Annotated in this window: 27 protein-coding genes; 12 read left to right on the plus strand and 15 right to left on the minus strand. The window is 71.2% G+C overall.

The features are described 5' to 3' along the window. Positions 1 to 14 precede the first annotated feature (14 nt). From BLT23_RS40820 to BLT23_RS20015, 3 genes are all read right to left on the minus strand, one after another. Entirely contained in the window at positions 15 to 158 is a 144-nt protein-coding gene (locus BLT23_RS40820; protein ID WP_176946833.1) for a hypothetical protein, read from the minus strand. Between the two features lie 69 nt (positions 159 to 227). Then, positions 228 to 887, minus strand: coding sequence for a maleylpyruvate isomerase family mycothiol-dependent enzyme (locus BLT23_RS20010; RefSeq protein ID WP_090051327.1), 660 nt, complete (start codon positions 885 to 887; stop codon positions 228 to 230). Positions 888 to 891: 4 nt separating this feature from the next. Next, positions 892 to 1269 carry a DUF3224 domain-containing protein gene (locus tag BLT23_RS20015; RefSeq protein ID WP_090051328.1) on the minus strand — a complete coding sequence of 126 codons (378 nt, stop codon included), beginning with the start codon at positions 1267 to 1269 and terminating at the stop codon, positions 892 to 894. Positions 1270 to 1318: 49 nt separating this feature from the next. Between BLT23_RS20015 and BLT23_RS20020 the strand changes: the two genes are divergently transcribed. Both BLT23_RS20020 and BLT23_RS20025 read left to right on the plus strand, forming a co-directional pair. After that, on the plus strand, positions 1319 to 2290 hold the full coding sequence (locus tag BLT23_RS20020) for a helix-turn-helix transcriptional regulator (RefSeq protein WP_090051329.1): 972 nt from the start codon (positions 1319 to 1321) through the stop codon (positions 2288 to 2290). Then, positions 2278 to 3090: an aldo/keto reductase gene (locus BLT23_RS20025; protein ID WP_090051330.1), complete on the plus strand. Its 813-nt coding sequence runs from the start codon at positions 2278 to 2280 to the stop codon at positions 3088 to 3090. The genes BLT23_RS20020 and BLT23_RS20025 overlap by 13 nt, the downstream gene beginning before the upstream one ends. On the opposite strand, the gene BLT23_RS20030 is transcribed toward BLT23_RS20025, so the two are convergent. From BLT23_RS20030 to BLT23_RS20050, 5 genes are all read right to left on the minus strand, one after another. Beyond that, positions 3077 to 4246, minus strand: coding sequence for a glycosyltransferase (locus BLT23_RS20030; RefSeq protein WP_090051331.1), 1170 nt, complete (start codon positions 4244 to 4246; stop codon positions 3077 to 3079). The genes BLT23_RS20025 and BLT23_RS20030 overlap by 14 nt on opposite strands. Positions 4247 to 4343: 97 nt before the next feature. Beyond that, positions 4344 to 6050, minus strand: a complete 1707-nt coding sequence (locus BLT23_RS20035; protein ID WP_090051332.1) for a substrate-binding domain-containing protein — start codon at positions 6048 to 6050, stop codon at positions 4344 to 4346. 64 nt (positions 6051 to 6114) lie between these two features. Then, complete coding sequence (locus tag BLT23_RS20040) at positions 6115 to 6987, minus strand: 3-methyladenine DNA glycosylase (RefSeq protein ID WP_090051333.1); 873 nt, start codon at positions 6985 to 6987, stop codon at positions 6115 to 6117. Positions 6988 to 7056: 69 nt separating this feature from the next. Next, positions 7057 to 7302, minus strand: a complete 246-nt coding sequence (locus BLT23_RS20045) for a hypothetical protein (protein WP_090051334.1) — start codon at positions 7300 to 7302, stop codon at positions 7057 to 7059. Positions 7303 to 7312: 10 nt separating this feature from the next. Beyond that, positions 7313 to 7744, minus strand: coding sequence for a winged helix-turn-helix transcriptional regulator (locus BLT23_RS20050; RefSeq protein ID WP_090051335.1), 432 nt, complete (start codon positions 7742 to 7744; stop codon positions 7313 to 7315). Between the two features lie 79 nt (positions 7745 to 7823). Between BLT23_RS20050 and BLT23_RS20055 the strand changes: the two genes are divergently transcribed. Next, positions 7824 to 8480, plus strand: a complete 657-nt coding sequence (locus BLT23_RS20055; protein WP_090051336.1) for an SDR family oxidoreductase — start codon at positions 7824 to 7826, stop codon at positions 8478 to 8480. A gap of 10 nt (positions 8481 to 8490) precedes the next feature. Here BLT23_RS20055 and BLT23_RS20060 read toward each other — a convergent pair whose 3' ends face one another. From BLT23_RS20060 to BLT23_RS20070, 3 genes are all read right to left on the minus strand, one after another. After that, positions 8491 to 9516 carry a hemolysin family protein gene (locus BLT23_RS20060; RefSeq protein WP_090051337.1) on the minus strand — a complete coding sequence of 342 codons (1026 nt, stop codon included), beginning with the start codon at positions 9514 to 9516 and terminating at the stop codon, positions 8491 to 8493. Further along, positions 9513 to 10820 (minus strand): hemolysin family protein, encoded by a 1308-nt coding sequence (locus BLT23_RS20065; RefSeq protein ID WP_090051338.1) that lies wholly within the window; start codon positions 10818 to 10820, stop codon positions 9513 to 9515. The genes BLT23_RS20060 and BLT23_RS20065 overlap by 4 nt, the downstream gene beginning before the upstream one ends. Before the next feature lie 124 nt (positions 10821 to 10944). Then, a complete protein-coding gene (locus tag BLT23_RS20070; RefSeq protein ID WP_090051627.1) occupies positions 10945 to 11961 on the minus strand; it encodes a LacI family DNA-binding transcriptional regulator in 1017 nt (338 codons plus the stop codon). Positions 11962 to 12084: 123 nt separating this feature from the next. On the opposite strand from BLT23_RS20070, the gene BLT23_RS20075 reads away from it, so the two are divergent. The 3 genes from BLT23_RS20075 to BLT23_RS20085 are packed head-to-tail and all read left to right on the plus strand — an operon-like array spanning position 12085 to position 15048. Continuing rightward, on the plus strand, positions 12085 to 13227 hold the full coding sequence (locus BLT23_RS20075; RefSeq protein ID WP_090051339.1) for a Gfo/Idh/MocA family protein: 1143 nt from the start codon (positions 12085 to 12087) through the stop codon (positions 13225 to 13227). Further along, positions 13220 to 14260 carry a dihydrodipicolinate synthase family protein gene (locus BLT23_RS20080; RefSeq protein ID WP_090051340.1) on the plus strand — a complete coding sequence of 347 codons (1041 nt, stop codon included), beginning with the start codon at positions 13220 to 13222 and terminating at the stop codon, positions 14258 to 14260. Before BLT23_RS20075 ends, BLT23_RS20080 begins: the two co-directional genes overlap by 8 nt. Continuing rightward, positions 14242 to 15048 carry a sugar phosphate isomerase/epimerase family protein gene (locus BLT23_RS20085; RefSeq protein WP_218133802.1) on the plus strand — a complete coding sequence of 269 codons (807 nt, stop codon included), beginning with the start codon at positions 14242 to 14244 and terminating at the stop codon, positions 15046 to 15048. Before BLT23_RS20080 ends, BLT23_RS20085 begins: the two co-directional genes overlap by 19 nt. Positions 15049 to 15163: 115 nt before the next feature. Here the strand turns inward: BLT23_RS20085 and BLT23_RS20090 are convergent, their stop codons facing one another. Continuing rightward, positions 15164 to 16198, minus strand: a complete 1035-nt coding sequence (locus tag BLT23_RS20090; protein WP_090051342.1) for a serine hydrolase — start codon at positions 16196 to 16198, stop codon at positions 15164 to 15166. Positions 16199 to 16248: 50 nt separating this feature from the next. Between BLT23_RS20090 and BLT23_RS20095 the strand changes: the two genes are divergently transcribed. Beyond that, positions 16249 to 16932 carry an SDR family oxidoreductase gene (locus BLT23_RS20095; protein WP_090051343.1) on the plus strand — a complete coding sequence of 228 codons (684 nt, stop codon included), beginning with the start codon at positions 16249 to 16251 and terminating at the stop codon, positions 16930 to 16932. A gap of 9 nt (positions 16933 to 16941) precedes the next feature. Here the strand turns inward: BLT23_RS20095 and BLT23_RS20100 are convergent, their stop codons facing one another. Genes BLT23_RS20100 through BLT23_RS20110 form a run of 3 tightly spaced genes read right to left on the minus strand, consistent with a single transcriptional unit; the run spans position 16942 to position 19671 of the window. After that, complete coding sequence (locus tag BLT23_RS20100; RefSeq protein ID WP_090051344.1) at positions 16942 to 17748, minus strand: alpha/beta fold hydrolase; 807 nt, start codon at positions 17746 to 17748, stop codon at positions 16942 to 16944. A 10-nt stretch (positions 17749 to 17758) separates the two neighbouring features. After that, on the minus strand, positions 17759 to 18190 hold the full coding sequence (locus tag BLT23_RS20105) for a cupin domain-containing protein (protein ID WP_090051345.1): 432 nt from the start codon (positions 18188 to 18190) through the stop codon (positions 17759 to 17761). Then, the gene (locus tag BLT23_RS20110; protein WP_245744058.1) at positions 18187 to 19671 is read right to left on the minus strand and encodes a GGDEF domain-containing protein; all 1485 of its coding nucleotides are present in this window, start codon (positions 19669 to 19671) and stop codon (positions 18187 to 18189) included. Before BLT23_RS20110 ends, BLT23_RS20105 begins: the two co-directional genes overlap by 4 nt. A 137-nt stretch (positions 19672 to 19808) precedes the next feature. Between BLT23_RS20110 and ruvC the strand changes: the two genes are divergently transcribed. The 5 genes from ruvC to secD all read left to right on the plus strand — a co-directional run bounded on the left by ruvC (position 19809) and on the right by secD (position 24357). Then, complete coding sequence (ruvC, locus tag BLT23_RS20115; RefSeq protein WP_090051346.1) at positions 19809 to 20375, plus strand: crossover junction endodeoxyribonuclease RuvC; 567 nt, start codon at positions 19809 to 19811, stop codon at positions 20373 to 20375. A gap of 32 nt (positions 20376 to 20407) precedes the next feature. Further along, positions 20408 to 20989, plus strand: coding sequence for a Holliday junction branch migration protein RuvA (gene ruvA / locus BLT23_RS20120; protein ID WP_090051347.1), 582 nt, complete (start codon positions 20408 to 20410; stop codon positions 20987 to 20989). Continuing rightward, complete coding sequence (gene ruvB, locus BLT23_RS20125) at positions 20986 to 21999, plus strand: Holliday junction branch migration DNA helicase RuvB (protein WP_090051348.1); 1014 nt, start codon at positions 20986 to 20988, stop codon at positions 21997 to 21999. Before ruvA ends, ruvB begins: the two co-directional genes overlap by 4 nt. A gap of 93 nt (positions 22000 to 22092) precedes the next feature. Then, positions 22093 to 22440: a preprotein translocase subunit YajC gene (gene yajC / locus BLT23_RS20130; protein WP_090051349.1), complete on the plus strand. Its 348-nt coding sequence runs from the start codon at positions 22093 to 22095 to the stop codon at positions 22438 to 22440. 129 nt (positions 22441 to 22569) lie between these two features. Continuing rightward, positions 22570 to 24357, plus strand: coding sequence for a protein translocase subunit SecD (gene secD, locus BLT23_RS20135; protein WP_090051350.1), 1788 nt, complete (start codon positions 22570 to 22572; stop codon positions 24355 to 24357).

A 24357-nucleotide genomic window follows, 5' to 3' on the forward strand; every position in this document is an offset into this window, starting at 1 on the left:
CCGTTCCCGGCTTCTCAGGCCCCGTTGGGGCAGGCCGGGTCGCCGCAGTCCTCGTCCTCGCGGGCACCCGGCTTCACGACGTCGTGCTCGAACGCGAGGTGGAAGCAGTCCGGGTGCATCCGCTCGAACAGCTCGAAGTCCTCCCGGTCGAGCTCCACTGGTTCACCGCACCGCTGACACAGTTGTTCGTCCGACACGCGCCAGATCGTCTCACCCGCGACGGCGAGCTACTCCTCGAACGGCTCCGCGCGAAGGCGTCCGGACAACGCCAGCGAGGAGATCCACACGTCCGGATCGCCCTCCCAGTCCAGCGCCCGGATCTGGTCGGCCGACCGGCGCCCGCCGATGGCCCGCAGCAGCTCGAACGACGTCGTGCGCACCGTCCCGGCGGGGTCGCCGTGGCCGAGCACCCGGTCGCCGTGCTCCAGCACGACCCGCAGCGCGGGCACGTCGTTCTCCCGCATCCGCTGGTCGATCTCCTGCAACGGTCGCACCAGCGCGGCCCGCACCTCGACGCCACCGCGGTCGCCGGGCACGCCCAGAGCCGTGCGGAGGTCGTGCTCGTGCGCGACCACCTCGGACACGAGCACCGGCCCCAGCGGGGAGTCGAACAGCGGCTCCGCCCGCTCCAGGTTCGCGTCCCACTCGGCGAACGCGTCCTCCAGCGAGTTGCCCCGGCGGTCGCGCACCTGCCGTTCGCCCCACTCGCCCGACTCCACCCCGTCGGACCGGTGGTCGGCGAAGTCGCGCAGACCACCGGCGAGGTGCGCCACCACGTCCTTGACCGACCAGCCGGGCGTCGCCGCCACCGGGGTGTGCGGGTCGGCGTGCGCGACCAGCGCGGTGATCCGCTGCTTGGCCGCGAGGTAGGTGGGGGCGTTGGTCATCGGCTCAGACCTCGTACTCCAGCGCATAGGTGCCGCTGCCATCCTCCGCCCACTCGATCGTCACCGCACCTTTGGCGTTCCGGTAGCGCCCGGTGCCGTCGACGACCTCGACCGAACCCTCCACCGAGGACCGGTAGGCGCCGACGTGCCGCAGCACCAGCGATCCCTCGTCCGTGACGACCTCCTCGATCGCGGTCGTCCACGCCACGTCGTCGGCGTAGTACATGAGGTACCGGCAGCTGCCGGTACCGCTGACGTCACCGCTGTAGGAGAACTCGACGTGCGCCTCGGTCAGCTTGCGCCCCTCGACCTCCTGGTAGGGACGGCCGTCCCAGGTCTTCTCGTCCCAGCTCTTCACCGCGATCGTTCCCGTTGCCTTCATGGGGACCACTGTGCTGGCAATTCCTGACAGTTCGTGTCAGGTTGGGGCGGTGAAGTCCAGCCGCCTGCTCCAGGTGCTCCTGCTCCTCCAGTCGAGGGGCCGGATGACGGCCGACGAGCTCGCCGCCGAGCTGGAGGTCTCGCCGCGCACGGTCTACCGCGACATCGACTCGCTGAGCGCCGCGGGCGTCCCCGTCTACGGCGACCGTGGCCCGTCCGGCGGCTACCGGCTGCTCGACGGCTACCGCACCCGCCTCACCGGGCTCACCTCCGGCGAGGCGCGGTCGCTGTTCCTCGCCGGGCTGCCCGGTCCCGCCGCCGAGCTGGGGCTCGCCGAGTTCGCCGCCGCCGCGCAGCTCAAGCTCCTCGCCGCGCTGCCGGCCGGGCTGCGCGACCAGGCCGAGCAGATCCGCCGCCGCTTCCACCTCGACACCCCGTCGTGGTTCCGCGGCGACGAGCCCGCCGAGCACCTGGCCGCGATCGCCGGCGCCGTCTGGGAGCAGCACCGCGTGCGGATGACGTACCTGCGCTGGGGCAACGAGGTCGTGGAACGCGAGACCGACCCGTACGGCCTGGTCCTCAAGGCGGGCACCTGGTACTTCGTCGGCAGTGGCCGCACCTACCGGGTGTCCCGCGTCCAGCGCCTGGAGGTCACCGGGGAGACGTTCGACCGTCCCGCGGACTTCGACCTCGCCCGGTACTGGGCGGAGTGGTCCGAACGGTTCGAGGCCCGCATGTACGGCGAGCGCGTCACCGTCCGGATGTCCGCCGCGGGGCTCGCGAAGGCCCAGTACCTGCTGAGCGGCCACCAGGCGCGGGTCATCCGGGAGAGGGCGCCGCGGCCGGGCGAGGAGTTCGGCTTCCCGACCGAGTCGGCCCGGCACGCCCTGGCCGACCTGCTCAAGTTCGGCGCGGACGTGGAGGTCCTCGCGCCGGCGGAGCTGCGTCGTGAGCTGGTCGAAACACTGGAGGCGATGCAGGACGTCTACAACGGTGCGAAGCTACCCGCATGGTTCCGCTGATCTCGTTGAACAACGGAGTACGGATCCCCCAACTCGGCTTCGGCGTCTTCCAGGTGCCGGAGGACCAGGTGGCCGGTGCGGTCACGACCGCCCTCGAGGCGGGCTACCGCAGCATCGACACGGCCGCCGCCTACCGCAACGAGTCCGGCGTCGGCGACGCGACCGCCGGCGTCCCCGACGTGTTCATCACGACCAAGCTGGGGAACTCCGACCAGGGCTACGACTCGACGCTGCGCGCGTTCGACGCGAGCATGGGCCGGCTGCGCCGCGACGTGCTGGACCTCTACCTCATCCACTGGCCGACTCCCGCACGCGACCTGTACGCCGAGACGTGGCGCGCGCTGGAACAGCTCCACGCCGACGGCCGGGTGCGCGCCATCGGCGTCTCCAACTTCCACACGGCGCACCTGCAGCGGCTGTTCGACGAGTTCCCGACCACCCCGGCGGTGAACCAGATCGAGCTGCACCCGTTGCTGCAGCAGAAGGAGATGCGCAAGGTCCACGCCACCCATCGCATCGTCACCGAGGCGTGGTCGCCGCTGGCGCAGGGCGCGCTGCTGCGCAACCCCGACCTGACCGCGCTGGCCGACAAGTACGGCAAGACCCCGGCGCAGATCGTGCTGCGCTGGCACGTCCAGTCGGGCATCGTCGTGATCCCGAAGTCCGTCACCCCGTACCGGGTGAAGGAGAACATCGACATCTTCGACTTCGAGCTGGCCCCCGACGACATGACGGTCATCGACGAGCTCGACAACGGCACCCGCACCGGCCCGGACCCCGACGAGTTCAACGACGCCTGAGCAGGTCCTCCACCAGATCCGCCGCCACGGCCGCGCCACCGGCCGCCCTGATGTCCCGCCCGAGCGCGCGGGCACGTTCCCGGTGGCGCGGCTCCGAGAGCACCCGGTCGACGGCCTTCCCGAGGTCGGTCGGCCGCTTCTTCACGATCCCGGCGCCCGACTGCGCGACCCGCCGCGCCACCTGCGGCTTGTCCAGCGCCCCCGGCACCACCACGAGCGGCACACCGGCCTCCAGTGCGGCGAGCACCCCGCCCCACCCGCCGTTGGTGATCATCACGTCGGTGCGCGCCAGCAGCAGGTCGTGGGGGATGAACGCGGCCACCCGCACGTTGTCCGGCACCGGCCCCAGGACTTCCGGCGGCGCACCGCCGGTGGTGCAGACGACCAGCGCGTCGTGCCCGGCGAGCGCCTCGACCGCGGGTCTGAGCAGGTCGCCCGCCCCGGTCTCCAGCGTCCCCTGGGTCACGTGCACGACGGTCCTGCCGTCGAGGTCGCCCCACCACTCGGGCGTGGCCGCGGACGGCGGTGTCGTCAGCCGCCCGACGAACCGCACCTGCGGCGGCGTCCGCGCGGGCTCCAGCGCCGGAACCCCCTGCGCCACCACGAGGTCCGGCGAGTAGAACGCCTCCAGCGCACCGGCCTTCGGCCCCAGCCCCGCCTCCGCGCGCATCCGGTTGAACATCGGGTCGGCCGTGAACGTCGACAGCGCCCGCAGCAGCGACCCGCTGGTGACGAGCGGCGTCACCGCGACCGTCGCCCACGGCACCTGCCGCAGCTCGGCCGCCATCGCCGCCCCGAACGCCAGGTGGTCGGTGACGACGAGGTCGAACTCGGTCGCCAGCACGTCCCGCGCCTGGGCGGCGCCCGTGCCCACCAGCACGTCGCGGACGTTGGCGAGGTTGGCCCGCACGCCCTTGCCGTCGCCGACGGCGGGGAAGGTCTCGGCCAGCCGGGCGTCGTCGAAGTCCCGCGACCAGGGCAGCTGCTCGACGTCCCCGAACAGGTGCCGGTACTTGGCCCCCGTGTGCACCACGACGTCGTGACCGCGCGCGACGAGCTCGTGCGACAGCGCGGCCATCGGGTGGGCATGACCGGCGAACGGCAGCGATGCCAGCAAGATCCGGGCGGGGTCCACGTGGTGCGAAACGAGCGACACACCACCGTGGTTCCCTACGGCCGCGCTACACACACACGGGCCTGGCCGGGTACCCCCAAAATCAATTCTAGTGGCGAGGTCCGACAAAGATCGCGCGTCAGCCGTTCGTCGACAGCACCTGGCCGAGCGCGGTCTCCACGCCGTCCACGTTCTCCACCACCGACACCGAACCGCCGGTGATCTGCGCGATCTCGGTCAGCGCCGCCTTGTCCACCTCGTCGCCGATCGCGATGAAGCTGACCGCGAGGTCCGTCCCGTGCAGCCGCGACTTCAGCTCGTCGAGGTCGATGCCGCCGTCGGACGGGCTGTCGGTGATCACCACGACCCGGTTGATCCGCCCCGCCACGTAGCCGTCGTGCGCGGCCTCGTAGCAGGCCGCGAGCGCGGAGTAGAGCTGCGAGCCCTCGCTGGTCTTGAGGCCGTCGACGGCCCGCCGCAGCGCGTCGCGCTTCTCCGCCACGGGACCGGTGCCGACGAGCTGCCGGTACGGCTTGGCGCCGTCGAGGGACCGCGCGAACTCCCACAGCCCGAACGAGCCGGACACCGACCTGTCGACCTGGCCGCGCAGGGCCGCCTTCACCTTGTCCAGCCGGGGTTTCATCGACGTCGACACGTCCGCCAGCACCGTCACGACCTGGCCGCCGCGGTCCGCGGACGCCCACGCCGAGGAGATCTGCTGCGTCGTCGTCGCGTCGGCGGGCACCAGGTGCTCGGTCACGGCGGGCCAGGACACGCCGGGCGACGGCGTCGGGCGGTCCTGAGTGGACTCCACCCGCAGGCCGCCGCCCGCCAGGATCTTCTGCGACCCCGGTTCGGTCATGAACTCGCGGAACGCCTGCGCCGCACGGACCTCCGCCTCGCCGACCTCGGGTCCGCCGAGCGGCACGTACGGGAAGTCCGCCACCGGTGCCGGTCCCGCGGGCAGCACGCCCACGAGCGGCTTCGACGGGGCGTCCTTGCCCGTGTTGTGCCGGAACAGGTCCACTTCGGACACCGGCGTCACGGAGAAGCCCGCCGCGTTCACCGTCGCGCTGTCACCCAGGCGCCGCAACGCGTCGCGGGTCGTCGCCGGCACCTCCGGCGGCACGGCGGCCGCGAGCTTCGTCAGCTTCGCCTTCGCCGCCTCCGAGCCGAGCGACTCCGCCGTCACCGGACCCGTGCCGTCGGCCAGCGCGGACTGGATCGCGAGCGCGGAGGCCGTGTTCGTGGCCGGGTCGGGCATGGCGACGCTGAACCGGCCCCAGTCCGTGCCGAACTTCGTCCAGTCGGTGACGTCGGGCATCTCGGTCCAGCGGAAGTCCTTGAGCACCGGCGCCGCGGCCTCGGGGGCGGCGAGCAGCACGGGGGAGGTGCCGACGGACTTCGGGGCCGACCCGACCAGCTTCGCGTCGAGCGCCGAGAGCCGGGTGGCCCACAGCGTCGAGTCGGGCACCCACGCGTGCGGCCGCTGGCCGAGCTTCTCCTCGTCCCACGTCGTGGTGAGGCCGTCCAGGACCATCGACGAGTCGGCGGAGACCACCTCGATCGCGATGCAGTGGTCGTAGACGACGGGCCTGGTCGCGGCATAGGCGCGCGCGACGTCCGCCACGGCCTCCGCGATGCTCGGCGTGGCCGAGACGCGCAGCACCGAGTCGCCCTCGCTGCAGTTCTGCGCGAGCGCCTGCGACCGCTTGTTCAGCACGTCACCGGCCCACGCCAGCACCGCCCAGCCGAGGCCGATCAGCACGACGAACACGACGATCAGCACAGGCCACTTGGCGATCCCGCGACGCACCTTCGCCCGCAGCGCGCGGTGTCGAGACATCGATCCCTCACAACTACTCAGCGGCCCCCGACGACCAGCGAGTCACGCTAACAGGTGAACCTCGTCAGCGAAGTGAAGTCACTCGAAGTATCGACTCGCACACGGACACGAGCCGTTCTCGCAACGGCTTCGCCCGATCGGCGAAGACGGACTGCCGGCGGACGTACTCGGCACGCCCCTCCGGCGTCTCGATCGGCACCGGCTCGTAGCCCAGCCCGGCCAGGTCGTACGGGGACGCCCGCATGTCCAGCTCGCGCACGTCCACCGCCAGCTCGAAGCAGTCGGCGACCAGCGAGGACGGCGTCGCGGGCTCCAGCTTATAACCCCACTTGAACAGGTCCATGTTGGCGTGGAGACAGCCCGGCTGCTCGTTGAGCACCTGGTCCTCGCGCGTCGGCAGCAGGGTGTTGCGCGGCCGTGCGGGCGGCGTGAAGAACCGGAACGCGTCGAAGTGGCCGCACTGGATCCTGCTCGCCTCGACCACCGCGTCGGTCCCGCCGCTGCCCAGGCGCAACGGCCACGCGTTGTGCCGGACCTCCTCCGGCTGCTGCCGGTAGACCATCGCCCATTCGTGCAGCCCGAAGCAGCCGAGCCGCGCCGGTCGGCTCAACGTGGCGGTGAGCAGCGCCTGGACGAACCGCAGCGTCTTCTCGCGCTGGGCGAAGAAGCTCTCCACGTCCAGCGTGACGCCCGCGTCGACCTGCTTGTAGTGCGGGAACGCGAGGTACTCGGCCGCGTCCTCCAGCACGACGCCCGGTCCGGGGTGCCAGCGTTCGAGCCGCACGGGCCGGTGGCTGTAGTAGGTGAAGAGGAAGTCCATGACCGGGTGCTTCTCCTTGCGCAGCTTCCGCTCCTGGTGCGGGCCGGTGAAGCGGCGCATGCGCGCGACGTGCGAGTCGCGCAGGTCGTGCCATTCGGCACGGGTCAAGACCTCCACGAGCGACTACCGTACGCGCATGGTGCAGAGCAAGGCCGCCGCGGTCGCCGAGTACCGGACGGCGCGAGGCTAAAGCGGCGGGACCAGTCCCGTGAACGTCCGCGCGCCGCTGCAGTGCGGGCACTCCCGGCCGTTGTCCACGGTCCTGGGCGTGCCGCTGATGATCGCGAGCGTCGGCGCGGCGATGTAGCTCGCACCCCCGCACAGGTGGCAGACGGTGCGCGGTTCGGGCGTGACGGCGAAGAGGTCGTCGACGTCGTCCTCGTCCTCGAAGTCGTCGTCCTCGGCGAACTCGTCCTCGTCGTCCTCGCTCATGCTGCACAACTTAGTGGGTCGGCTGGTCGGACGCCCTCACCAGTGACTCCCGCGTCGCCTCCTCGCCGCACGCCGCGCACACGACGCGCGGTTCCAGCACGTGGCCGCACGAGTGCTCCCACACGAGCGGGAGGGGCCCCTCCGTCACGTACGTGTCGCCCCACTCCTTGAGCATCAGCAGCACGTTGTGCAGCGCGCGTCCGGTGTCCGTGAGGACGTACTCGTGGCGCGGCGGGTGGTCGGAGTACTGCCGCTTCTCCAGGACACCGGCCGCGACCAGCTTCTTCAGCCGCACGGTGAGGACGTCGCGCGACGCCCCGGTGTGCGCGGCGATCTGGTCGAAGCGACCGTTGCCGAGGAAGACCTCGCGCAGCGCGAGCAGCGACCAGCGTTCGCCGACGACCTCCAGCGCGTTCGCGATCGAGCAGGTTCGCGGTGCCATGTGACCATCCTAGCAGTGAGTTGGATTATCCAACCGACGGCGCTATGGTAAGTTTGAGAATCCAACTCAGGAGGTAGTGATGGACTTCAGCAAGGCAGTCGTGCTGGTGACCGGTGCCAACCGCGGTCTGGGCCGCACGTTCGCCGCGGAGTTCGCGAAGCGCGGCGCCAAGGTGTACGCGGGTGCCCGCAACCCGGCGTCCGTCGAGGACCCGGACGTCATTCCCGTCCACCTCGACGTGACCGACGACGCGCAGGTCGAAGCGGTGGCGAAGGAGCTGGGCGACGTCACGATCGTCATCAACAACGCGGGCGTCCTGCTCGCGGGCGAGGACGTCGGCAGCATCAAGGCCGAGTACGACGTCAACGTGTTCGGCATCGTCCGGATGACCGACGCCTTCGCGCCCGTCCTCAAGGTCAACGGCGGCGGCGTGCTCGTCAACGTCCTGAGCATCGCGGCCTGGCTGGGCCGCCCCGCCTGGCGCGGCTACGCGTCCTCGAAGGCGGCGGCGTGGTCGCTCACCAGGTCGGCCAGGGAGGGCCTGCGCGAGCAGGGCACGCAGGTCATCGCGGTGCACTCGGCGTTCATCGACACCGACATGGCGGCGGCGCAGACCGGGCCCAAGATCACCACCGAGGACCTGGTCGCGCAGGTGCTGCGGGCCATCGAGAACGGCGACGACGAGGTGCTGGCCGACGACACCACCCGTGCCGTCAAAGCCTCGCTGGCCTCCTGACGCCCGCCGCCTAGACCCAGCGCACGTGGGTGCCGTCGCGCACGGTGCCCACGTACTCCTCCAGCAGGTCCTCCAGCGCCACCGCGCCCAGCACCGTGCCGTCCGCCGACACGGCGCGCGCGAGGTGCGACTGGGCGCGGCGCAGTGCGGCCAGCGCCTCGTCCAGGTGCGCGTCCGCCGGTACGTCCGGCAGGCCCCGCACCCGCGACCGCGGCACGAGCGTCTCCGCGCCCTCCAGGTCCAGCACGTCCTTGACGTGCAGGTACCCGATCAGGCTGCCCTCGGACAGCACGGGGAACCGGGAGAAACCGGTCGTCGCGACGACGGACTCGATCTCCCCGACGGTCGGTGACGCCGACACCGTGGTCAGCCGGTCCAGCGGCACGAGCACGTCGGCCACCGTGCGCTGGGCCGAGGACAGCGTCTGCGTCAGCCGCCGGTGCTCGGAGTCCTCCAGCAGGCCCTCCGACCGCGACTGGCCGATCAGCAGCGACAGCTCGTCGGGCGTGTAGGCCGACTCCAGCTCGTCCACCGGCTCCACGTCGAAGCGCCGCAGCACCCACCGGCCCACGGCGGTGAACCCGGCCAGCACCGGCGCGATCATCCGCGAGAACCCGTAGTGCACCGGCACCAGCCAGACCGCCGCCCGCTCGGGACCGGCGATCGCCAGGTTCTTCGGCACCATCTCGCCGAGGATCGTGTGCAGCGCGACGACGATGACCAGCGCCACCGCGAACGCCACGCCGTGCACCACGGCCACCGGCAGCCCGACGGCGCCGAGCGGTCCTTCCAGGACGGACGCCAGCGCCGGTTCGGCGATGGCGCCCAGGCCCAGCGAGCACAGCGTGATGCCCAGCTGCGCGCCCGCGATCAGCAGCGGCAGCTCCTGCGACGCCTTGATGGCGGTGCGGGCCCGCGAGGACCCCTTGTCCGCCAACGCCTCCAGCCGGTCGCGGCGGGCGGTGATCACCGCGAACTCCGCGCCGACGAAGAAGGCGTTGCCCGCGAGCAGCAACAGCACAACCAGGAAGTTCACGACGTCACCACCCTCAGCTCGGCCACGCGGTGCCGGTCCATCCGCGTCACCGTCACCCGCCAGTCGTCGACCCGGATCTCGTCGCCGACGTCGGGGATGCGCCCGAGCCGCGCCAGCACCAGGCCGGCCAGGGTCTCGTAGTCGCCCTCCGGCATCCGGAACCCGGTGGCCTCGGCCACCTCGTCGTCGCGCAGCAGGCCGGACACGAGCCAGCTGCCCTTGCCCAGCGACCGCACGGGCGGGGCCTCGCGCCGGTCGTGCTCGTCGCGCACGTCGCCGACGATCTCCTCGACGACGTCCTCCAGCGTCACCATGCCCGCCGTGCCGCCGTACTCGTCCACGACGAGCGCCGTCTGCAGGCCGGACGCGCGCAGCCGGTCGAGCAGCGCGTCACCCTCCAGCGTCTCGGGCACCGAGTACACCGGGCGGGTCAAGGCGGACAACGGGGTCGAACCGCGCAAAGCGGACGGAACGGCGAACGCCTGCTTGACGTGCACGATGCCCCGCACGTCGTCCAGCGAGCCGTCGTGCACCGGGAACCGCGAGAAACCGGTCTCCCGCGCCTTCAGCACGAGGTCCGCCACGGTCGCGTCGGCCCGCAGCGCCTCCACCCGCACTCGCGGCGTCATCAGCTCGCCCGCCGTGCGGTCGCCGAAGCGCAGCGACCGGTCCAGCAGCACCGCGGTGCCCTGGTCCAGCGTGCCGTGCTCGGCCGACGTGCGCACCAGCGCGCCCAGCTCCTCGGGGGAGCGGGCGGACGCGAGCTCCTCGACCGGTTCCACGCCGAAGCGTCTGACCAGCCAGTTCGCCGAGTTGTTCATGGCGTGGATCAGCCAGCGGAAGACGGTGGAGAACCCCGCCTGCACGCTGACGACCCCGCGCGCGGTCTCGAGCGGCTTCGCGATCGCCAGGTTCTTCGGCACCAGCTCGCCGAACACCATCGACAACGCCGTGGCGATGGCGAGCGCCAGCGCGAGCGACAGCCAGGAGGCGACCGACTCCGGCACGTTCACCGCCGTCAGGCCCGGCTTGATCAGCGACGCGATCGCGGGCTCCGCGATGTAGCCGGTGATGAGCGTGGTCAGCGTGATGGCGAGCTGAGCGCCGGAGAGCTGGAAGGACAACGTCCGATGAGCACGGTCGATGGTGCGCGCCTTCGCGTCGCCCACCTCGGCGAGGTGCCGCTCGACGGTGCTGCGTTCCAGCGCGGTCAGCGAGAACTCCGCCGCCACCGCGATGAAGGTGCCCGCGGTCAGCGCCACGACGGCGACCAGACCGAGCACGCTCAAGAGGATTCCGGTCACCTGCGCGCTCCGTCAGAACGGGCGACCGGGTTGGTATGCCAGCCTGGGCCAGACCCCATGGGGACGGCTCAACTCCTCGTGACTCAGGTACGTGTACAGCCCGACAAGCCTAATCGATGGCCAGTCAATTCTGCCCAGTCGAGGCGCGCAGCACCACCTCACCCGCCACCCGGACGGTGCGGGCCTCGTCACGCCCGGTGTCGAGCACGAGACCCGCGGCGATCTCGCCCATCTCCTCCAGCGGCAGCCGCACGGTCGACAGGGCGGGGACGGTGTCGCGCAGCGTCGGGATGTCGTCGAACCCGGCGATCGCCATGTCCTCCGGCACCCGCACGCCCCGTTCGCGCAGCGCGGCCATCGCGCCCATCGCCATGACGTCGGTCACGGCGAACACGCAGGTGGCGCGGGTCTTCGCGGCGAGCAGCTCCAGCGCGGCCTCGTAGCCGCCGTCGCGGGTGAAGGCTCCGCCGATCACGACCGGCGGGGCGATCCCGGCGTCGGCGAGGCCCGCCTTGAACCCGGCCAGCCGGTCGCGCGCCACCACCAGCTCGGGCGGACCGCCCAGCACGGCGAACCTCTTGTGCCCCAGCTCGGCGAGCGCGCGGGCGAGCGCCCTGCCTCCCGCCCGGTTGCCGGGCACGACCGTGTCGGTGCCGAGCTTCGCCTGCGACACGCACGCGACCCGCCCGCCCTGCTCGGTGAACGCGTCGATCTCCGCCGCGAGCCGCGCCTGCGCCGCCCGGTCCGTGGTCCGCGAGCCGGCGAGCACGACCGCGCGGGCCCGGTGCGCGCGCAGCGTGGACAGCAGCTCGGCCTCGCGCTCGGGACGGCGCCCCGTCGTGCCGAGCACGACGACGAGCCCGGCCTCCTCGGCCACCCGCGTCACCCCCGCCGCGATGCACGAGAAGTACGGGTCGGTGATGTCGTGCACGACGAGTCCGACGAGCGAGCTGGAGTTGCGGGCCAGCGCCTGCGCCGACGCGTTGGGCACGTAGCCGAGCTCCTCGGCGGTGCGCAGCACGCGGTCGCTGAGGTCGCCGCTCACCTGCCGGGTGCTGCCGTTGAGCACCCGTGACGCGGTCGCCAACGACACACCCGCCTGCTTCGCCACCTCGGCGAGCGTCACCTGTCGGGCGGACACGACCACCTCCGTCGAACACGCATGTGAGCGCTGAGACTAGCTCGGCAGGAGGTTGACGTCCGCGAAGCACCGCGATTAGCGTGGCGGGAAAGCGCTTTCCAGCGCTCCTACCAGGGAGGTGTGATGGCAGTTCGGACCATCGGAGTGGCGGTCAACGGCGTCACCGGGCGGATGGGGTACCGCCAGCACCTGGTCCGGTCCCTGCTGCCGTTGCGCGACGAGGGCGTGCGGTTGCAGGACGGGACCTTGCTGAAGGTGGAACCGGTTCTCGTGGGCCGCAACGCCGACAAGCTCAAGGAGATCGCCGAGCGGCACGACCTCGCGCGCTGGACGACGGACCTCGACGGCGCGCTCTCGGACCCGTCGGTCGAGGTCTACTTCGACTCGCAGGTGACGTCGCGGCACGTCGACTCGATCACCAGGGCGATCAGGGCCGGCAAGCACATCTACACCGAGAAGCCCGTCTCGGAGACGGTCGAGGAGGCGCTGGAGCTGGCGCGCCTGGCCGACGAGAAGGGCGTGAAGCACGGCGTCGTGGCGGACAAGCTGTACCTGCCGGGCATCCGCAAGCTCAAGCGGTTGGTCGACGGAGGCTTCTTCGGCCGGATCCTCAGCGTGCGCGGGGAGTTCGGCTACTGGGTCTTCGAGGGCGACTGGCAGCCCGCGCAGCGCCCGAGCTGGAACTACCGGGCCGAGGACGGCGGCGGCATCGTCTCGGACATGTTCTGCCACTGGAGCTACCTGCTGCACGACCTGTTCGGCCGGGTTGAGGCGGTCACGGCCAAGGCGGTCACGCACATCCCCACCCGCTGGGACGAGCAGGGCAACGCCTACACCGCCACCGCGGACGACGCCGCGTACGGCATCTTCGAGATCGAGAACGGCGTGATCGCCCAGATCAACTCCTCGTGGTGCGTGCGCGTGCGCCGCGACGAGCTGGTCGAGTTCCAAGTGGACGGCACCGAGGGCAGCGCGGTCGCGGGCCTGCGGGAGTGCTTCGCGCAGCCCCGCGCCGTCACGCCGAAGCCGGTCTGGAACCCGGACCTGCCGGTCACCCACCCGTTCCGCGAGCAGTGGCAGCGGGTGCCGGACAACGAGGACTTCGACAACGGCTTCAAGGTGCAGTGGGCGGAGTTCCTGCGCCACGTCGTGGACGGCACGCCGTTCCCGCACGACTTCCGCGCGGGCGCCAGGGGAGTGGCACTGGCCGCCGCCGGCCTGCGGTCCTCTTCGGAGGGACGCCGGGTGGAGATCGCGGATGTCTAGCCCCGGCGCACGCCACGGTGAACGCACCGTGTTCGCGGCGGCACACGTCGTGGCGGAGGACGAGCGCACGGTGGACTGGGACGCGACCCTCGCGTTCCGCCACCACCTCTGGTCGCACGGCCTGGGCGTCGCCGAGGCGATGGACACCGCGCAACGCGGCATGGGCCTCGACTGGCCCACGGCCGCCGAGCTGATCCGCCGCAGCGCCGCCGAGAAGGCGGGCCGGATCTGCGCCGGTGTCGCCACCGACCACCTGACCGGTGAGCCGGACCTCGACGAGGTGCTGGAGGCGTACCTCGAACAGCTGGACGTGGTGCAGCGGGCGGGCGCGCAGCCGGTGCTGATGTGCTCACGTCAGCTTGCCGCCGCGGCGAAGGGCCCGGAGGACTACGAGAAGGTCTACGGCACCCTGCTCGACAACGTCAGCGAACCGGTCGTCCTGCACTGGCTCGGCACCGCGTTCGACCCGGAGCTGGAGGGCTACTGGGGTGCGGCCGACGTCCCGCGGGCCACGGCGAACTTCCTGGAGATCATCCACTCGCGACCGGACAAAGTGGACGGCGTGAAGGTCTCGCTGCTCGACGCGGACCACGAGATCGGCCTGCGGCGCGCACTCCCGCCGGGCGTCAAGTGCTACACCGGCGACGACTTCAACTACCCGGAGCTGATCGCGGGCGACGAGCACGGGTACAGCCACGCGCTGCTCGGCATCTTCGACCCGATCGCCCCGGTCGCCGCGCAAGCCCTGCGCAAGCTCGCCGAAGGCGACACCGAGGAGTTCCACCGCATCCTGGCGCCGACGGTCCCGTTGTCCCGCCACCTGTTCGGCGCGCCGACGTACTACTACAAGACCGGCGTGGTGTTCCTCGCGTGGCTGGCCGGCCACCAGGACCGGTTCGTGCTGCTCGGCGGCCTGGAGACCGCCCGCACCGTCGAGCACCTCGCCGAGGCCAAGCGGCTCGCCGAGGCCGCCGGTGTCATCGACCCGGAGCTCGCCGGGAGGAGGTGGCGGGAGTGGCTCGCCTCTCGCTGAACCAGGCCACGGTCAAACGCGCCACCGTCGCCGAGGCCGTCGAGGGCTGCGTGCGGCACGGGATCGAGTCCATCGGGCTCTGGCGCGAACCGGTCGCCGACCACGGCCTGGAACGCACCGCCAAGCTCGTCGCGGACGCCGGGCTGCGGGTGTCCTCGCTGTGCCGCGGCGGGTTCCTCACCGCCACCGACAACCGCGCCGCGCTCGACGACAACCGGCGCGCCATCGACGAGGCCGCCGCGCTGCGCACCGGCACGCTCGTCATGGTCGTCGGGGGAGTGCAGGGGGACAAGGACCTCGTCGGCGCACGTCACCGCGTGGCGGACGCGATCGCCGAGCTGTCCGGGTACGCGGCGCAGGCCGGTGTCGTGCTGGCCCTCGAACCCATGCACCCGGTGTTCTGCGCGGACCGCGGCGTGCTGTCGACGCTGTCGCAGGCCCTCGACCTCGCCGAACGGCTGCCGTCGGTCGGCGTCGTCGTGGACGCGCTGCACGTCTGGTGGGACCCCGACCTCGACGCGCAGATCGTGCGCGCGGGCCCGCACATCGCGTCCTACCAGGTGTGCGACTGGCTCACGCCGGTACCGGCGGACGTGCTGCTGGGCCGCGGCTACCCCGGCGACGGCGACATCGACCTGGTCCGCCTGACCCGGCAGGTCGCCGCGACGGGCTACGCGGGCGACGTCGAGGTGGAGATCTTCAACGCCGCGATCTGGGCGGCGGGCTTCGACGAGGTCATCGGGGAGGTGGCACGGCGGTACCGCGAGATCGTCGAGCCGGTGCTCTGAGAACCGGTCACGGGAAGCCGGTCGTCGACGGCGGCGACGACCGACCCCTGCGTGGATGCCTGTATAGCCGAAATCCGGCTCCGGTTGGCCCGGAACGACGTAAATCTCCTGTGAATCAGCCGCCGTTGAAGAACCGGTAGACCTTCGCGCGGTGCCTCGGCCTCGTCGTGGTGATCTTGATGACCGCGTCGAACATGGACCGGCCGAGCTCCGCGCGGGCCGCGACGGCCGGGTGCGTGGTGCTGAAGTCCTCGTCGTTGACGGCCTTGTCCCCGGCGAAGGTGCCGGAGGCGAACATCGAGTACACGAGGATCGCGCGGTTGTCGGCGCTGAACATGACCCCGGCCTCGTTGCGGCCGTCCTCGTACCAGCCGGCCTTCGTGGCGACGCGCAGGCGCTCGTTGGTCGTGAGGTGCAGCCGCACGCCGTCGGTGAAGCTCGATGTCGCGCGCAGGATGTTCAGCAGGTACGCGGTGGAGGCGGCGGACAGCAGCTCGCCGTCGACGAGCTTCTGCAGCATCGTGTGGGTCTCGCGGGCCGTGGTGGTGCCGAGGAAGAACCGGTTCGGGTTCGCGACCGGGATGACCTGCGTGTGCACGAACCCCTTGGCGCGCAGGATCTCGTTGAGCTCCAGGGCCGGCACGACGAGACCGCACAGGCGGACCGCGGTGTTGTCGGAGACCGTGAGCAGGTTCGCGAGAGCGTGCCCGACGGTGACCTCGCTCGGGTACCCGCCGTCGAGCGCGAAGATGCCGTCGGTGTCCTGGATGACGATGTCGGCCGAGACCGTCACCGTCTGGTCGAGCCGGACGAGCCCGCGGTCGACCTTGTCGAGCACCGCGACGGCGACGGCGATCTTGTTCACGCTGTACGCCTCGACGATCGCGTCCGCGTTCTCGTCCACGGCGGCCTTCGCCCTGCCGTCGAGGTCGGCGACGGTGATCAGCGACGACCACGTGCCGCGCGCTCTGCGGGTCTGCCGCTTGTAGATCTGGGCGACGCGTTTGCGCGACCTGTCCGCGGTCGTCGGGAATCGTTCGACCTCTGCCTCCGCGTCTTCCTGGGCCTGGGCTGTGCCCTGGGAGCCGAGCACGGCCGTCGCGGCCGCGACGGTTCCCAGCCCGAACACGGACCTGCGGTTCAAATTCATGCCGGGTATCAAAACAGGCGGCACTGACGTTTCCCTGACTAGGGTTCCCGATCATGGAACAGGTGTTCGTGGTGACCGGCGCATCGCGCGGAATCGGGGCGGCGACCGCCTCCCTCGCTGCTCAGGCGGGGTATCGGGTGGTCAGGGCGGCGCGTTCGGTCGAAGAATCCGTCGGTGACCGAGGCTGGGACGCGAAATGTGACGTGTCCTCGTGGAACTCGGTGCAGGAACTCATGTCCCGCGTGGAATCACGTTGGGGACGAATAGATGTCGTGTTCGCCAATGCGGGCGTTTCGGTGGACACGTCCTTCACGTCCGAGGAGGGCGCGGACCCGTCCGAGTGGACGAGCATGGTCGTCACCAACGTCTGCGGTCCCGCCTTCACGGCCCGCGCCGCGATGCCCGCGCTGCGGCGGCACGGCGGCCACCTCGTGCTGACCGGGTCGGCCGCGGGCCGCGGTGTCCGGCCGGGCAACCTGTACTCGGCGACCAAGTGGGCGGTCACGGGCCTGGCCCAGGCCATCCGCGCCGAGGCGGTCGGGACGGGCGTGCGCGTCACCGTCGTCCAGCCGGGGCTCGTGGACACCGAGGCGATCCCCGCCTCCCGCGCCCACGACCCGAAGCTGGCGCCGGAGGACGTGGGCAGGGCGGTGCTCTACGCGGTCTCGCAGCCGCCCGCGGTGGACGTCAACGAGATCCTGATCAGGCCGACCGGCCAGGCGGCCCACCGCTGAGCGCGGGGCTCACCCCTCGCGGAGGAACTCCAGCAGCAGCGCGTTGACCTCGTCCGGCCGCTCCAGGTAGCCGATGTGCCCGCAGTCGGCGACCTCGGTGTAGCGGGCACCCGGGATCGCGTCCGCCACCTCGCGCGAGAGCCGGGGCGGCAGCAGGACGTCGTCGGCGAACCCGATCACCAGCGTCCGCGTGGTGATCGCCCGGTACGCCTCCAGCCGGGACTCGAAGTCGGCGAGGTCGAGCTGCGCGCGTTCGCCCGCGCTCAGCGCCGACCCGCCGAACTCGAACAGCTGCAGCCAGTCGTTGGCGGCGGTCGGGTCGGCGAGCGTCGCCGGCGACAGGTTGCGGACCACCGACGCCACCGCGTAGAACGCGGCCGGCACCTCGGTGCCCTGGTCGTGCAGCTCGGCCACCGCCCGCGACCACGCCCGCTGCACCGGTTCGACCCGCCCGTAGGTGGCCATCAGCACAGCCGACCGCACCAGCGACGGGTGCGCCAGCGCCAGCTCCTGCGTGACGCGCGCGCCCAGCGACGTGCCGATGACGTGCGCCGGTCCGCCGCCGAGGTGGGAGATCACCGCCGCGGTGTCGGCCACCATGTCGTCGATCGTGAAGCCCTCCGCGCACTCCGACGACGGCCTGATGCCGCGGTTGTCGAAGTACGCGACCCGGTAGCCCGCCTTGACCAGCGCCGGTACCTGGTAGGAGCGCCAGACGCGGCCGGGACTGCCGGTGCCCATCACGAGCACGACGAGGTCGCCGGAACCCTCGGTCTGGACGTTCAGCTCGATGCCGTTCAGCGGGACGAGTGCCATTCCGTGGATCTTAGAAGCGGCACAAGGGCCTGATCATCGCCGCGTGGGACGGATAACGGGCGCACAGGTCCTCGGCGTGCCCGAACGTCACGACGTCGTCGGTGTACGGCGGCACCACGACCGTGCCGACCAGCGACCAGTCGCCGACGGGCGCGCTGCCCTGCCACACCCCCGCCGGGACCACGACCTGCGGGTTCGACGCGCTCAGCACCGGTTCGGCGACCGAGCCGTCCGGGTGCAGCAGCAGCATCCGCAACGGCGACCCGGCGTGGAAGCTGTAGATCTCCAGGTGCTCCAGCACGTGCATGCCGGAGAAGTCGGGCCGCCGCAGCAGGTACGTGATCGCGGACGCCTCCTCCGAGCGGTGCGTCTGCGCGAAGTACCCGCCCTCGACGGGCAGCTCCCGCAGGCCGAGGTCGCTGATCAGCTGTTCAGGGGTCACGTCATCTCCGGGAGCGGGGAACCGTGCACGACGACCGCGCCGGAGCCACGCCGCTTCGCCGCGTACATCGCGGCGTCCGCGGCACCGAGCAGGTCGTCCGCCGTCACGGCGGGGTCGTGCGAGAACCGTTGGGCCACACCGATGCTGGCGTGCACCCGGTACGCCCTGCCGTGCACCTCGTGCGGGGGTGCCAGCGCGTCGCGCAGCCGCGCGCCGAGCTCGTCCGCGTCGCCGCCGTCGACCAGCACGCCGAACTCGTCACCGCCCAGCCGGGCGACCGTGTCCTCGGCGCGGACGCTGTTCTTCAGCCGCGCGGCGACGTTGCGCAGCACGATGTCGCCTTCGGCGTGCCCGTTGTTGTCGTTGACGGCCTTGAAGCCGTCCACGTCGATGAACAGCAGGACCAACGGCCGGGTGCGGTCGCGGACGGCCAGCGCGCGCTCCAGCCGTTCGCGGAACAGGGAGCGGTTCGCGACACCGGTCAACGGGTCGTGCGTCGCCTCGTGCCGCAGCTGCTCGCGCGAGACGCGGAGCTGGTCCACCAGGCGGACGTTGTCCATCAGCGTCAGCAGCTGCCGCACGATCACGAGGCCCACGACCGCGAACCCGACGTAGATCTCCACCGGCTTGAGCCGCCCGCCCGTCGCCGTGTTCCAGACGACGAAGAGGCTCGTGATCGCGAGAGGCAGGTACGGCACGAGCAGGTGCAGCATGTCCGCCATGCGCATCCGTCCCGGCGTGGGCTCGTGGTCACGCGCCGGCGCCAGCGCGCTGAGGAAGAACAACGCGGGACACAGCATGAACCCGATGTCCGCGCTCGTGGGGATCGCCAGGGCGCCCTGGGAGATGTAGTAGGCGAACACCCAGCCCGACCACGACTGCGCGACACCGGCCAGCGCGATGAACAGCATCGGCCACTGCCGCACGGACAGGTGCGTCCACGACAGCACGACGATCGTCACGAGCAGCACCAGGTACGAGGCGGGGTGCACGACGACGGTGGCGAAACCGAGGCCGCCGGTGGCCCACTTGCGGGTCAGCGACTCCAGCGCCGACACCCATGTCAGCACGAACAGCGACCCGATCACGATCAGCCCGTCGAGCACGACCACGGTGCGGCTGCGGTAGTTCGGCAGCTGGTCGTCCTTGCGCCGCCGCTGCGCCTTCACCACCACCGCGGCCAGGCACAGGTACGGCACCAGCGTGAACCCGATGGGCGCGATCGTCGTCGACGGCAGCTGCACGCCGAGGATCTGCTGCCCCCAGATCCACGCGGAGAGCCCGGTCGCCAGGCTCGCCATCGCCGCCGTCATCCATCCGTCGCGGCGGCGGGCGTAGACCACCAGCGCCGCCACGGCGAACCCCAGCTGCACCAGCTTGTCGACCGCGGTGCCGACCTGCCTCGGGGCCGTGATCGCGACGAGGATCGCGAGGGCCATGAAGGTGCCGACGCACCCCGCAACCACCCAGAACCTCTTCACCGCGACTCCCAGTGATCGAAACCCGATCACCGTAGTGACGCCGGAGCGGAATTGTCGAACCGTGTCGGTGCGGTTCGCCTATAGGTGCATTGGATAAGGTTCGAACTGTTGTTCGTTCGTCGATCCGGGGAGCTGTCGTGCGGGTGTTCGGGGTCGACCCCGGTCTGACCAGGTGCGGCTTCGGCGTGGTCGACGGAGGACCGGGCCGCGTCGTGCGCGCCGTCGCCGTCGACGTCCTGCGCACCCCCGTCGACGCTCCGCTGTCCGTGCGACTGCACGAGCTCTACGACGGCGTCTGCCAGTGGCTGGACCGTTATGAACCACAGGTCGTGGCGATCGAACGCGTCTTCGCCCAGCACAACGTCCGCACCGCGATGGGCGTCGCCCAGGCGTCCGGCGTCGTCGCGCTGGCCGCCGCCCAGCGGGGCCTGCCCGTCGAGTTCCACACGCCGTCCGAGGTGAAGGCCGCCGTCACCGGGTCGGGCCGCGCGGACAAGGCGCAGGTGACCGCGATGGTGACGAAGCTGCTCGGCCTCAAGGTGGCGCCCAAGCCCGCCGACGCCGCCGACGCGCTCGCCCTCGCCATCTGCCACCACTGGCGCGCCCCCCTGCGCTCCAGGCTGGAGGAGGCCCAGGCCAGGGCGGCCGAGCTGGCGCGCGTGCACAAGGCGAAGCTCGCCGAGGCCGCCAAGCGCGCCCACTAGTCTTCCCAGCACACCACCACCGGAGGAACCAGGTGATCTCGTCACTGCGCGGCCAGGTGCAGCACGTCGGCCTCGACCACGCCGTCGTCGAGGTGGGCGGCGTCGGGTTCGCCGTCCAGGCGACCCCCGGCACGCTCGCCGGTCTGCGCCGCGGCGAGGAGGCGCACCTCGCCACCACCCTGGTCGTCCGCGAGGACAGCCTCACCCTGTTCGGGTTCGCCGACGCCGAGGCCCGCGAGCTGTTCGGCCTGCTGCAGACCGTCAGCGGCATCGGCCCGCGCATCGCGCTCGCGACCCTCGCCGTGCTGGAGCCGGACAAGCTGCGGCACGCCCTCGCCGAGGGCAACATCAGCGTGCTCACCCAGGTTCCCGGCATCGGCAAGAAGGGCGCCGAGCGCCTGGTCATCGAGCTGCGCGACAAGGTCGGCCAGCTGCCAGCGACCACCACCCCCGCGCACAGCCAGACCCGCGACCACGTCGTGGAGGCCCTGCTCGGGCTCGGCTTCCCCGCCAAGGCGGCGGAGAGCACCGTCGACAAGGTCCTCTCCGACAACCCCGACCAGTCCACCCCTGCCGTCCTGCGCCGCGCGCTCGCGACCCTGGGGCGCAAATGACCGACGACGAGCTGAGCCCGTACGTCGCGCCCGCCGAACGCGACATCGAGACGAGCCTCCGCCCGGCCGACCTGCACGAGTTCGTCGGCCAGCAGCGTGTGCGCGAGCAGCTCGAACTGGTCCTGCACGGCGCCATGCGCCGCGGCACCGCACCGGACCACGTGCTGCTCAGCGGCCCTCCCGGCCTCGGCAAGACGTCCCTCGCCATGATCATCGCCAAGGAGCTCGGCGCCGCGATCCGCATCACCAGCGGACCGGCCCTGGAACGGGCGGGCGACCTCGCGGCCATGCTGTCCAACCTGGTCGAGGGCGACGTCCTGTTCATCGACGAGATCCACCGGATGGCCCGCCCCGCCGAGGAGATGCTCTACCTCGCGATGGAGGACTTCCGGGTCGACGTCGTCGTCGGCAAGGGCCCCGGCGCGACCAGCATCCCGCTCGACATCGCCCCGTTCACGCTGGTCGGAGCCACGACCAGGTCGGGAGCGCTGACGGGCCCCCTGCGCGACAGGTTCGGCTTCACCGGCCACATGGAGTTCTACAGCGCCGACGAGCTCGACCTCATCGTGAAGCGCAGCGCCAAGATCCTCGGCGTCGACCTGCACGACGACGGCGCGCTGGAGATCGCCGGCCGCTCCAGGGGCACCCCGCGCATCGCGAACAGGCTGCTGCGCCGCGTCCGCGACTTCGCCGAGGTCAGGGCCGACGGCAGGGTCACGCGGGAGATCGCCAGGCAGGCCCTGGAGGTCTACGACGTCGACGAGCTCGGCCTCGACCGGCTCGACCGCGCGGTGCTGTCCGCCCTGGTCAAGAGCTTCGGCGGGGGCCCGGTCGGGGTGTCCACCCTCGCGGTCGCCGTCGGTGAGGAGCCGACCACCGTCGAAGAGGTCTGCGAACCGTATTTGGTCCGGGCTGGCATGCTTGCCCGGACACCGCGCGGACGAGTGGCGACGCCCGCCGCGTGGCACCACCTGGGGCTGGAGCCGCCCGCCGGAGATCAACTGTGGTGACCTGGCACAATCGGTGAAAGCACCTGGACATATCGGACGTGCGTCGAGGCATGTCCACCTGATCGGAGAATGATGGGCAACCTTTCGTCTTTGATGTTCCCGTTGCTTCTGGTTCTGCTGGCGGTGCCGCTGTTCCTCAGCGCGCGCAAGCAGAAGCGGGCGATGGCCGAGCAGCAGCAGCTGCAGAGCTCGCTCCAGCCGGGTGACAAGGTCATGACGACTTCGGGGCTCTACGGCACCGTCGCCGACGCGAGCCACGACACCACCATCGACATCGAGATCTCCGAGGGTGTCGTCACCCGGTGGCTGCGTGCCGCGATCCGCGAGAAGGTCGCGGACACCGACGAGGCCGTCGTGGAGGACTCCGCCGACGAGACCGGCGAGCAGCCGGTGGGCGCGGCTCAGGTCGCGGAGCCCCTGGACCACAACGCCAAGAAGTAAGCGGCGAGTCGTGACACCCTGGAGTTGGCAACTGTGAACACCGCCAACTCCAGGTAGTGACGCGCGGTTCACGCGGGTCGCGTTACGCTGCGCCCTCGTAAACCATCGCTACTAGGAGACGGACGGATCGTGGCACCTCCGGCCGGGCAAATTCGCCCCGCGAAGTATCTGGCGAGTTTTGTCCTCATCGTGGTCGCTCTTTACGCCCTGGTGTTCTTGACCGGGAACGGTTCGGCCAAACCCAAGCTCGGTATCGACCTCCAGGGCGGCACGCTCGTCACCCTGACCGCTCGTCAGGAAGACGGCGCCCAGCCGAGCGAGGAAGCGCTCAACCGCGCACGCGACCTCATCGAGGTGCGCGTCAACGGTCTCGGCGTCTCCGGTGCCGAGGTCGTGCGCGACGGCAACAACCTGGTGATCACCGTTCCCGGCGCGGACGGCGAAGGCGCGAAGGGCCTCGGCCAGACCGCCCGCCTCGCGTTCCGCAAGGTCCTCGGCCAGCCGGTCCCGGCGGGCACGCCGGCCACGGCGCCGACCTCCACCAGCCCCGCGCCGTCGAGCAGCGCGAGCACGCCGCCGTCCGCGACGGGCGAGAGCGCGAGCCCGCCGCCGTCGAGCGACGCCCCGCAGGGCCGCCCCGCGCCGAACCTCGCCGCGCAGCCGTCCAGCACGGAGCCCAGCAGCCCCGCGCCGTCGTCCTCCAGCGCGCCCACCTCCACGCCGTCCGCCCCCTCCAACGTCGACCCGAAGATCGCCGAGGAGATCCAGGCGGCCAAGGCGATGCGGCAGAGCACGGACCCGCAGGTCCTCCAGCAGGCCGCGCTCATGCTCGACTGCACGCAGCCCGACCCGCTGCGCGGCAACGACGACCTGGACAAGCCGCTCGTCACCTGCGACGAGAAGGGCGAGTTCAAGTACACGCTGGCCCCGGTGAACCCTCCCAAGGAGGACACCGAGACCAAGGCCGACGACTACTCGAACTACTCCCGCCTCACCGGTGAGGACATCAACGACGCCGTCGCGAACAACAACCCGAACGGCACCGGCTACGTCGTCAACCTCGACTTCAAGTCCGAGGGCGGCACCAAGTGGGCCGCGTTCACCTCGGCCAACGTCCAGCAGGCCGTCGCGGTCGTGCTCGACGGCGAGGTCATGTCCGCGCCCACGATCCAGTCGGCCATCACCGGCGGCTCGACCGAGATCAGCGGCAAGTTCACGCTGAAGGAAGCCCAGAACCTCGCGAACACGCTGAAGTACGGCGCGCTGCCGCTGTCCTTCGACTCCTCCGAGGCCCAGACCGTCTCGCCGACGCTGGGGCTCGCCTCGCTCAAGGCCGGTCTGATCGCGGGTGGCCTCGGCCTCGCGCTGGTCTTCGTCTACTGCCTGTTCTACTACCGGCTCCTGGGCTTCCTGACGATCCTGTCGCTGATCCTGTCCGGTGTCGTCGTCTTCGGCGTGCTGGTGCTGCTCGGCCGCTGGATCGGGTTCACCCTCGACCTCGCCGGCATCGCGGGCTTCATCATCGCGATCGGCATCACGGCCGACTCGTTCATCGTCTTCTTCGAACGTCTGAAAGACGAGGTGCGCGAGGGCCGGTCGTTCCGCTCCGCCGTGCCGCGCGCCTGGGTCCGGTCCCGCCGCACGATCCTCTCCGCCGACGCGGTCAGCTTCATCGCCGCCGCCGTGCTGTACGTGATCGCCGTCGGTCAGGTGAAGGGCTTCGCGTTCACCCTGGGCATGTCGACGGTCCTCGACCTCGTCGTCGTGTTCCTCGTGACGCACCCGCTGGTCGCCCTCGCGTCGAAGTCGAAGTTCCTCTCCAACCCGAAGTTCTCCGGTCTGGGAGGTGCCGCCCGTCAGGGAGCGGCCCACCGCGCGAGCGTCGCCGGCAAGCCCGCCGCCGTGAAGGAGGTCTGA

Origin of the sequence: Lentzea fradiae, from assembly GCF_900100955.1 — a bacterium.
In the GTDB taxonomy this organism is placed as follows: Bacteria; Actinomycetota; Actinomycetes; order Mycobacteriales; family Pseudonocardiaceae; genus Lentzea; species Lentzea fradiae.

Excerpts from the sequence above, each read along its gene's own strand:
- BLT23_RS20010 (WP_090051327.1), bottom strand. The coding sequence starts at position 887 with ATGACCAACGCCCCCACCTACCTCGCGGCCAAGCAGCGGATCACCGCG.
- BLT23_RS20050 (WP_090051335.1), bottom strand. The coding sequence starts at position 7,744 with ATGGCACCGCGAACCTGCTCGATCGCGAACGCGCTGGAGGTCGTCGGC.
- BLT23_RS20045 (WP_090051334.1), bottom strand. The coding sequence starts at position 7,302 with ATGAGCGAGGACGACGAGGACGAGTTCGCCGAGGACGACGACTTCGAG.
- ruvB (WP_090051348.1), top strand. The coding sequence starts at position 20,986 with ATGACCGACGACGAGCTGAGCCCGTACGTCGCGCCCGCCGAACGCGAC.
- BLT23_RS20025 (WP_090051330.1), top strand. The coding sequence starts at position 2,278 with ATGGTTCCGCTGATCTCGTTGAACAACGGAGTACGGATCCCCCAACTC.
- BLT23_RS20100 (WP_090051344.1), bottom strand. The coding sequence starts at position 17,748 with ATGGCACTCGTCCCGCTGAACGGCATCGAGCTGAACGTCCAGACCGAG.
- BLT23_RS20035 (WP_090051332.1), bottom strand. The coding sequence starts at position 6,050 with ATGTCTCGACACCGCGCGCTGCGGGCGAAGGTGCGTCGCGGGATCGCC.
- BLT23_RS20080 (WP_090051340.1), top strand. The coding sequence starts at position 13,220 with ATGTCTAGCCCCGGCGCACGCCACGGTGAACGCACCGTGTTCGCGGCG.
- BLT23_RS20015 (WP_090051328.1), bottom strand. The coding sequence starts at position 1,269 with ATGAAGGCAACGGGAACGATCGCGGTGAAGAGCTGGGACGAGAAGACC.
- BLT23_RS20075 (WP_090051339.1), top strand. The coding sequence starts at position 12,085 with ATGGCAGTTCGGACCATCGGAGTGGCGGTCAACGGCGTCACCGGGCGG.
- BLT23_RS20090 (WP_090051342.1), bottom strand. The coding sequence starts at position 16,198 with ATGAATTTGAACCGCAGGTCCGTGTTCGGGCTGGGAACCGTCGCGGCC.
- BLT23_RS20055 (WP_090051336.1), top strand. The coding sequence starts at position 7,824 with ATGGACTTCAGCAAGGCAGTCGTGCTGGTGACCGGTGCCAACCGCGGT.
- yajC (WP_090051349.1), top strand. The coding sequence starts at position 22,093 with ATGTTCCCGTTGCTTCTGGTTCTGCTGGCGGTGCCGCTGTTCCTCAGC.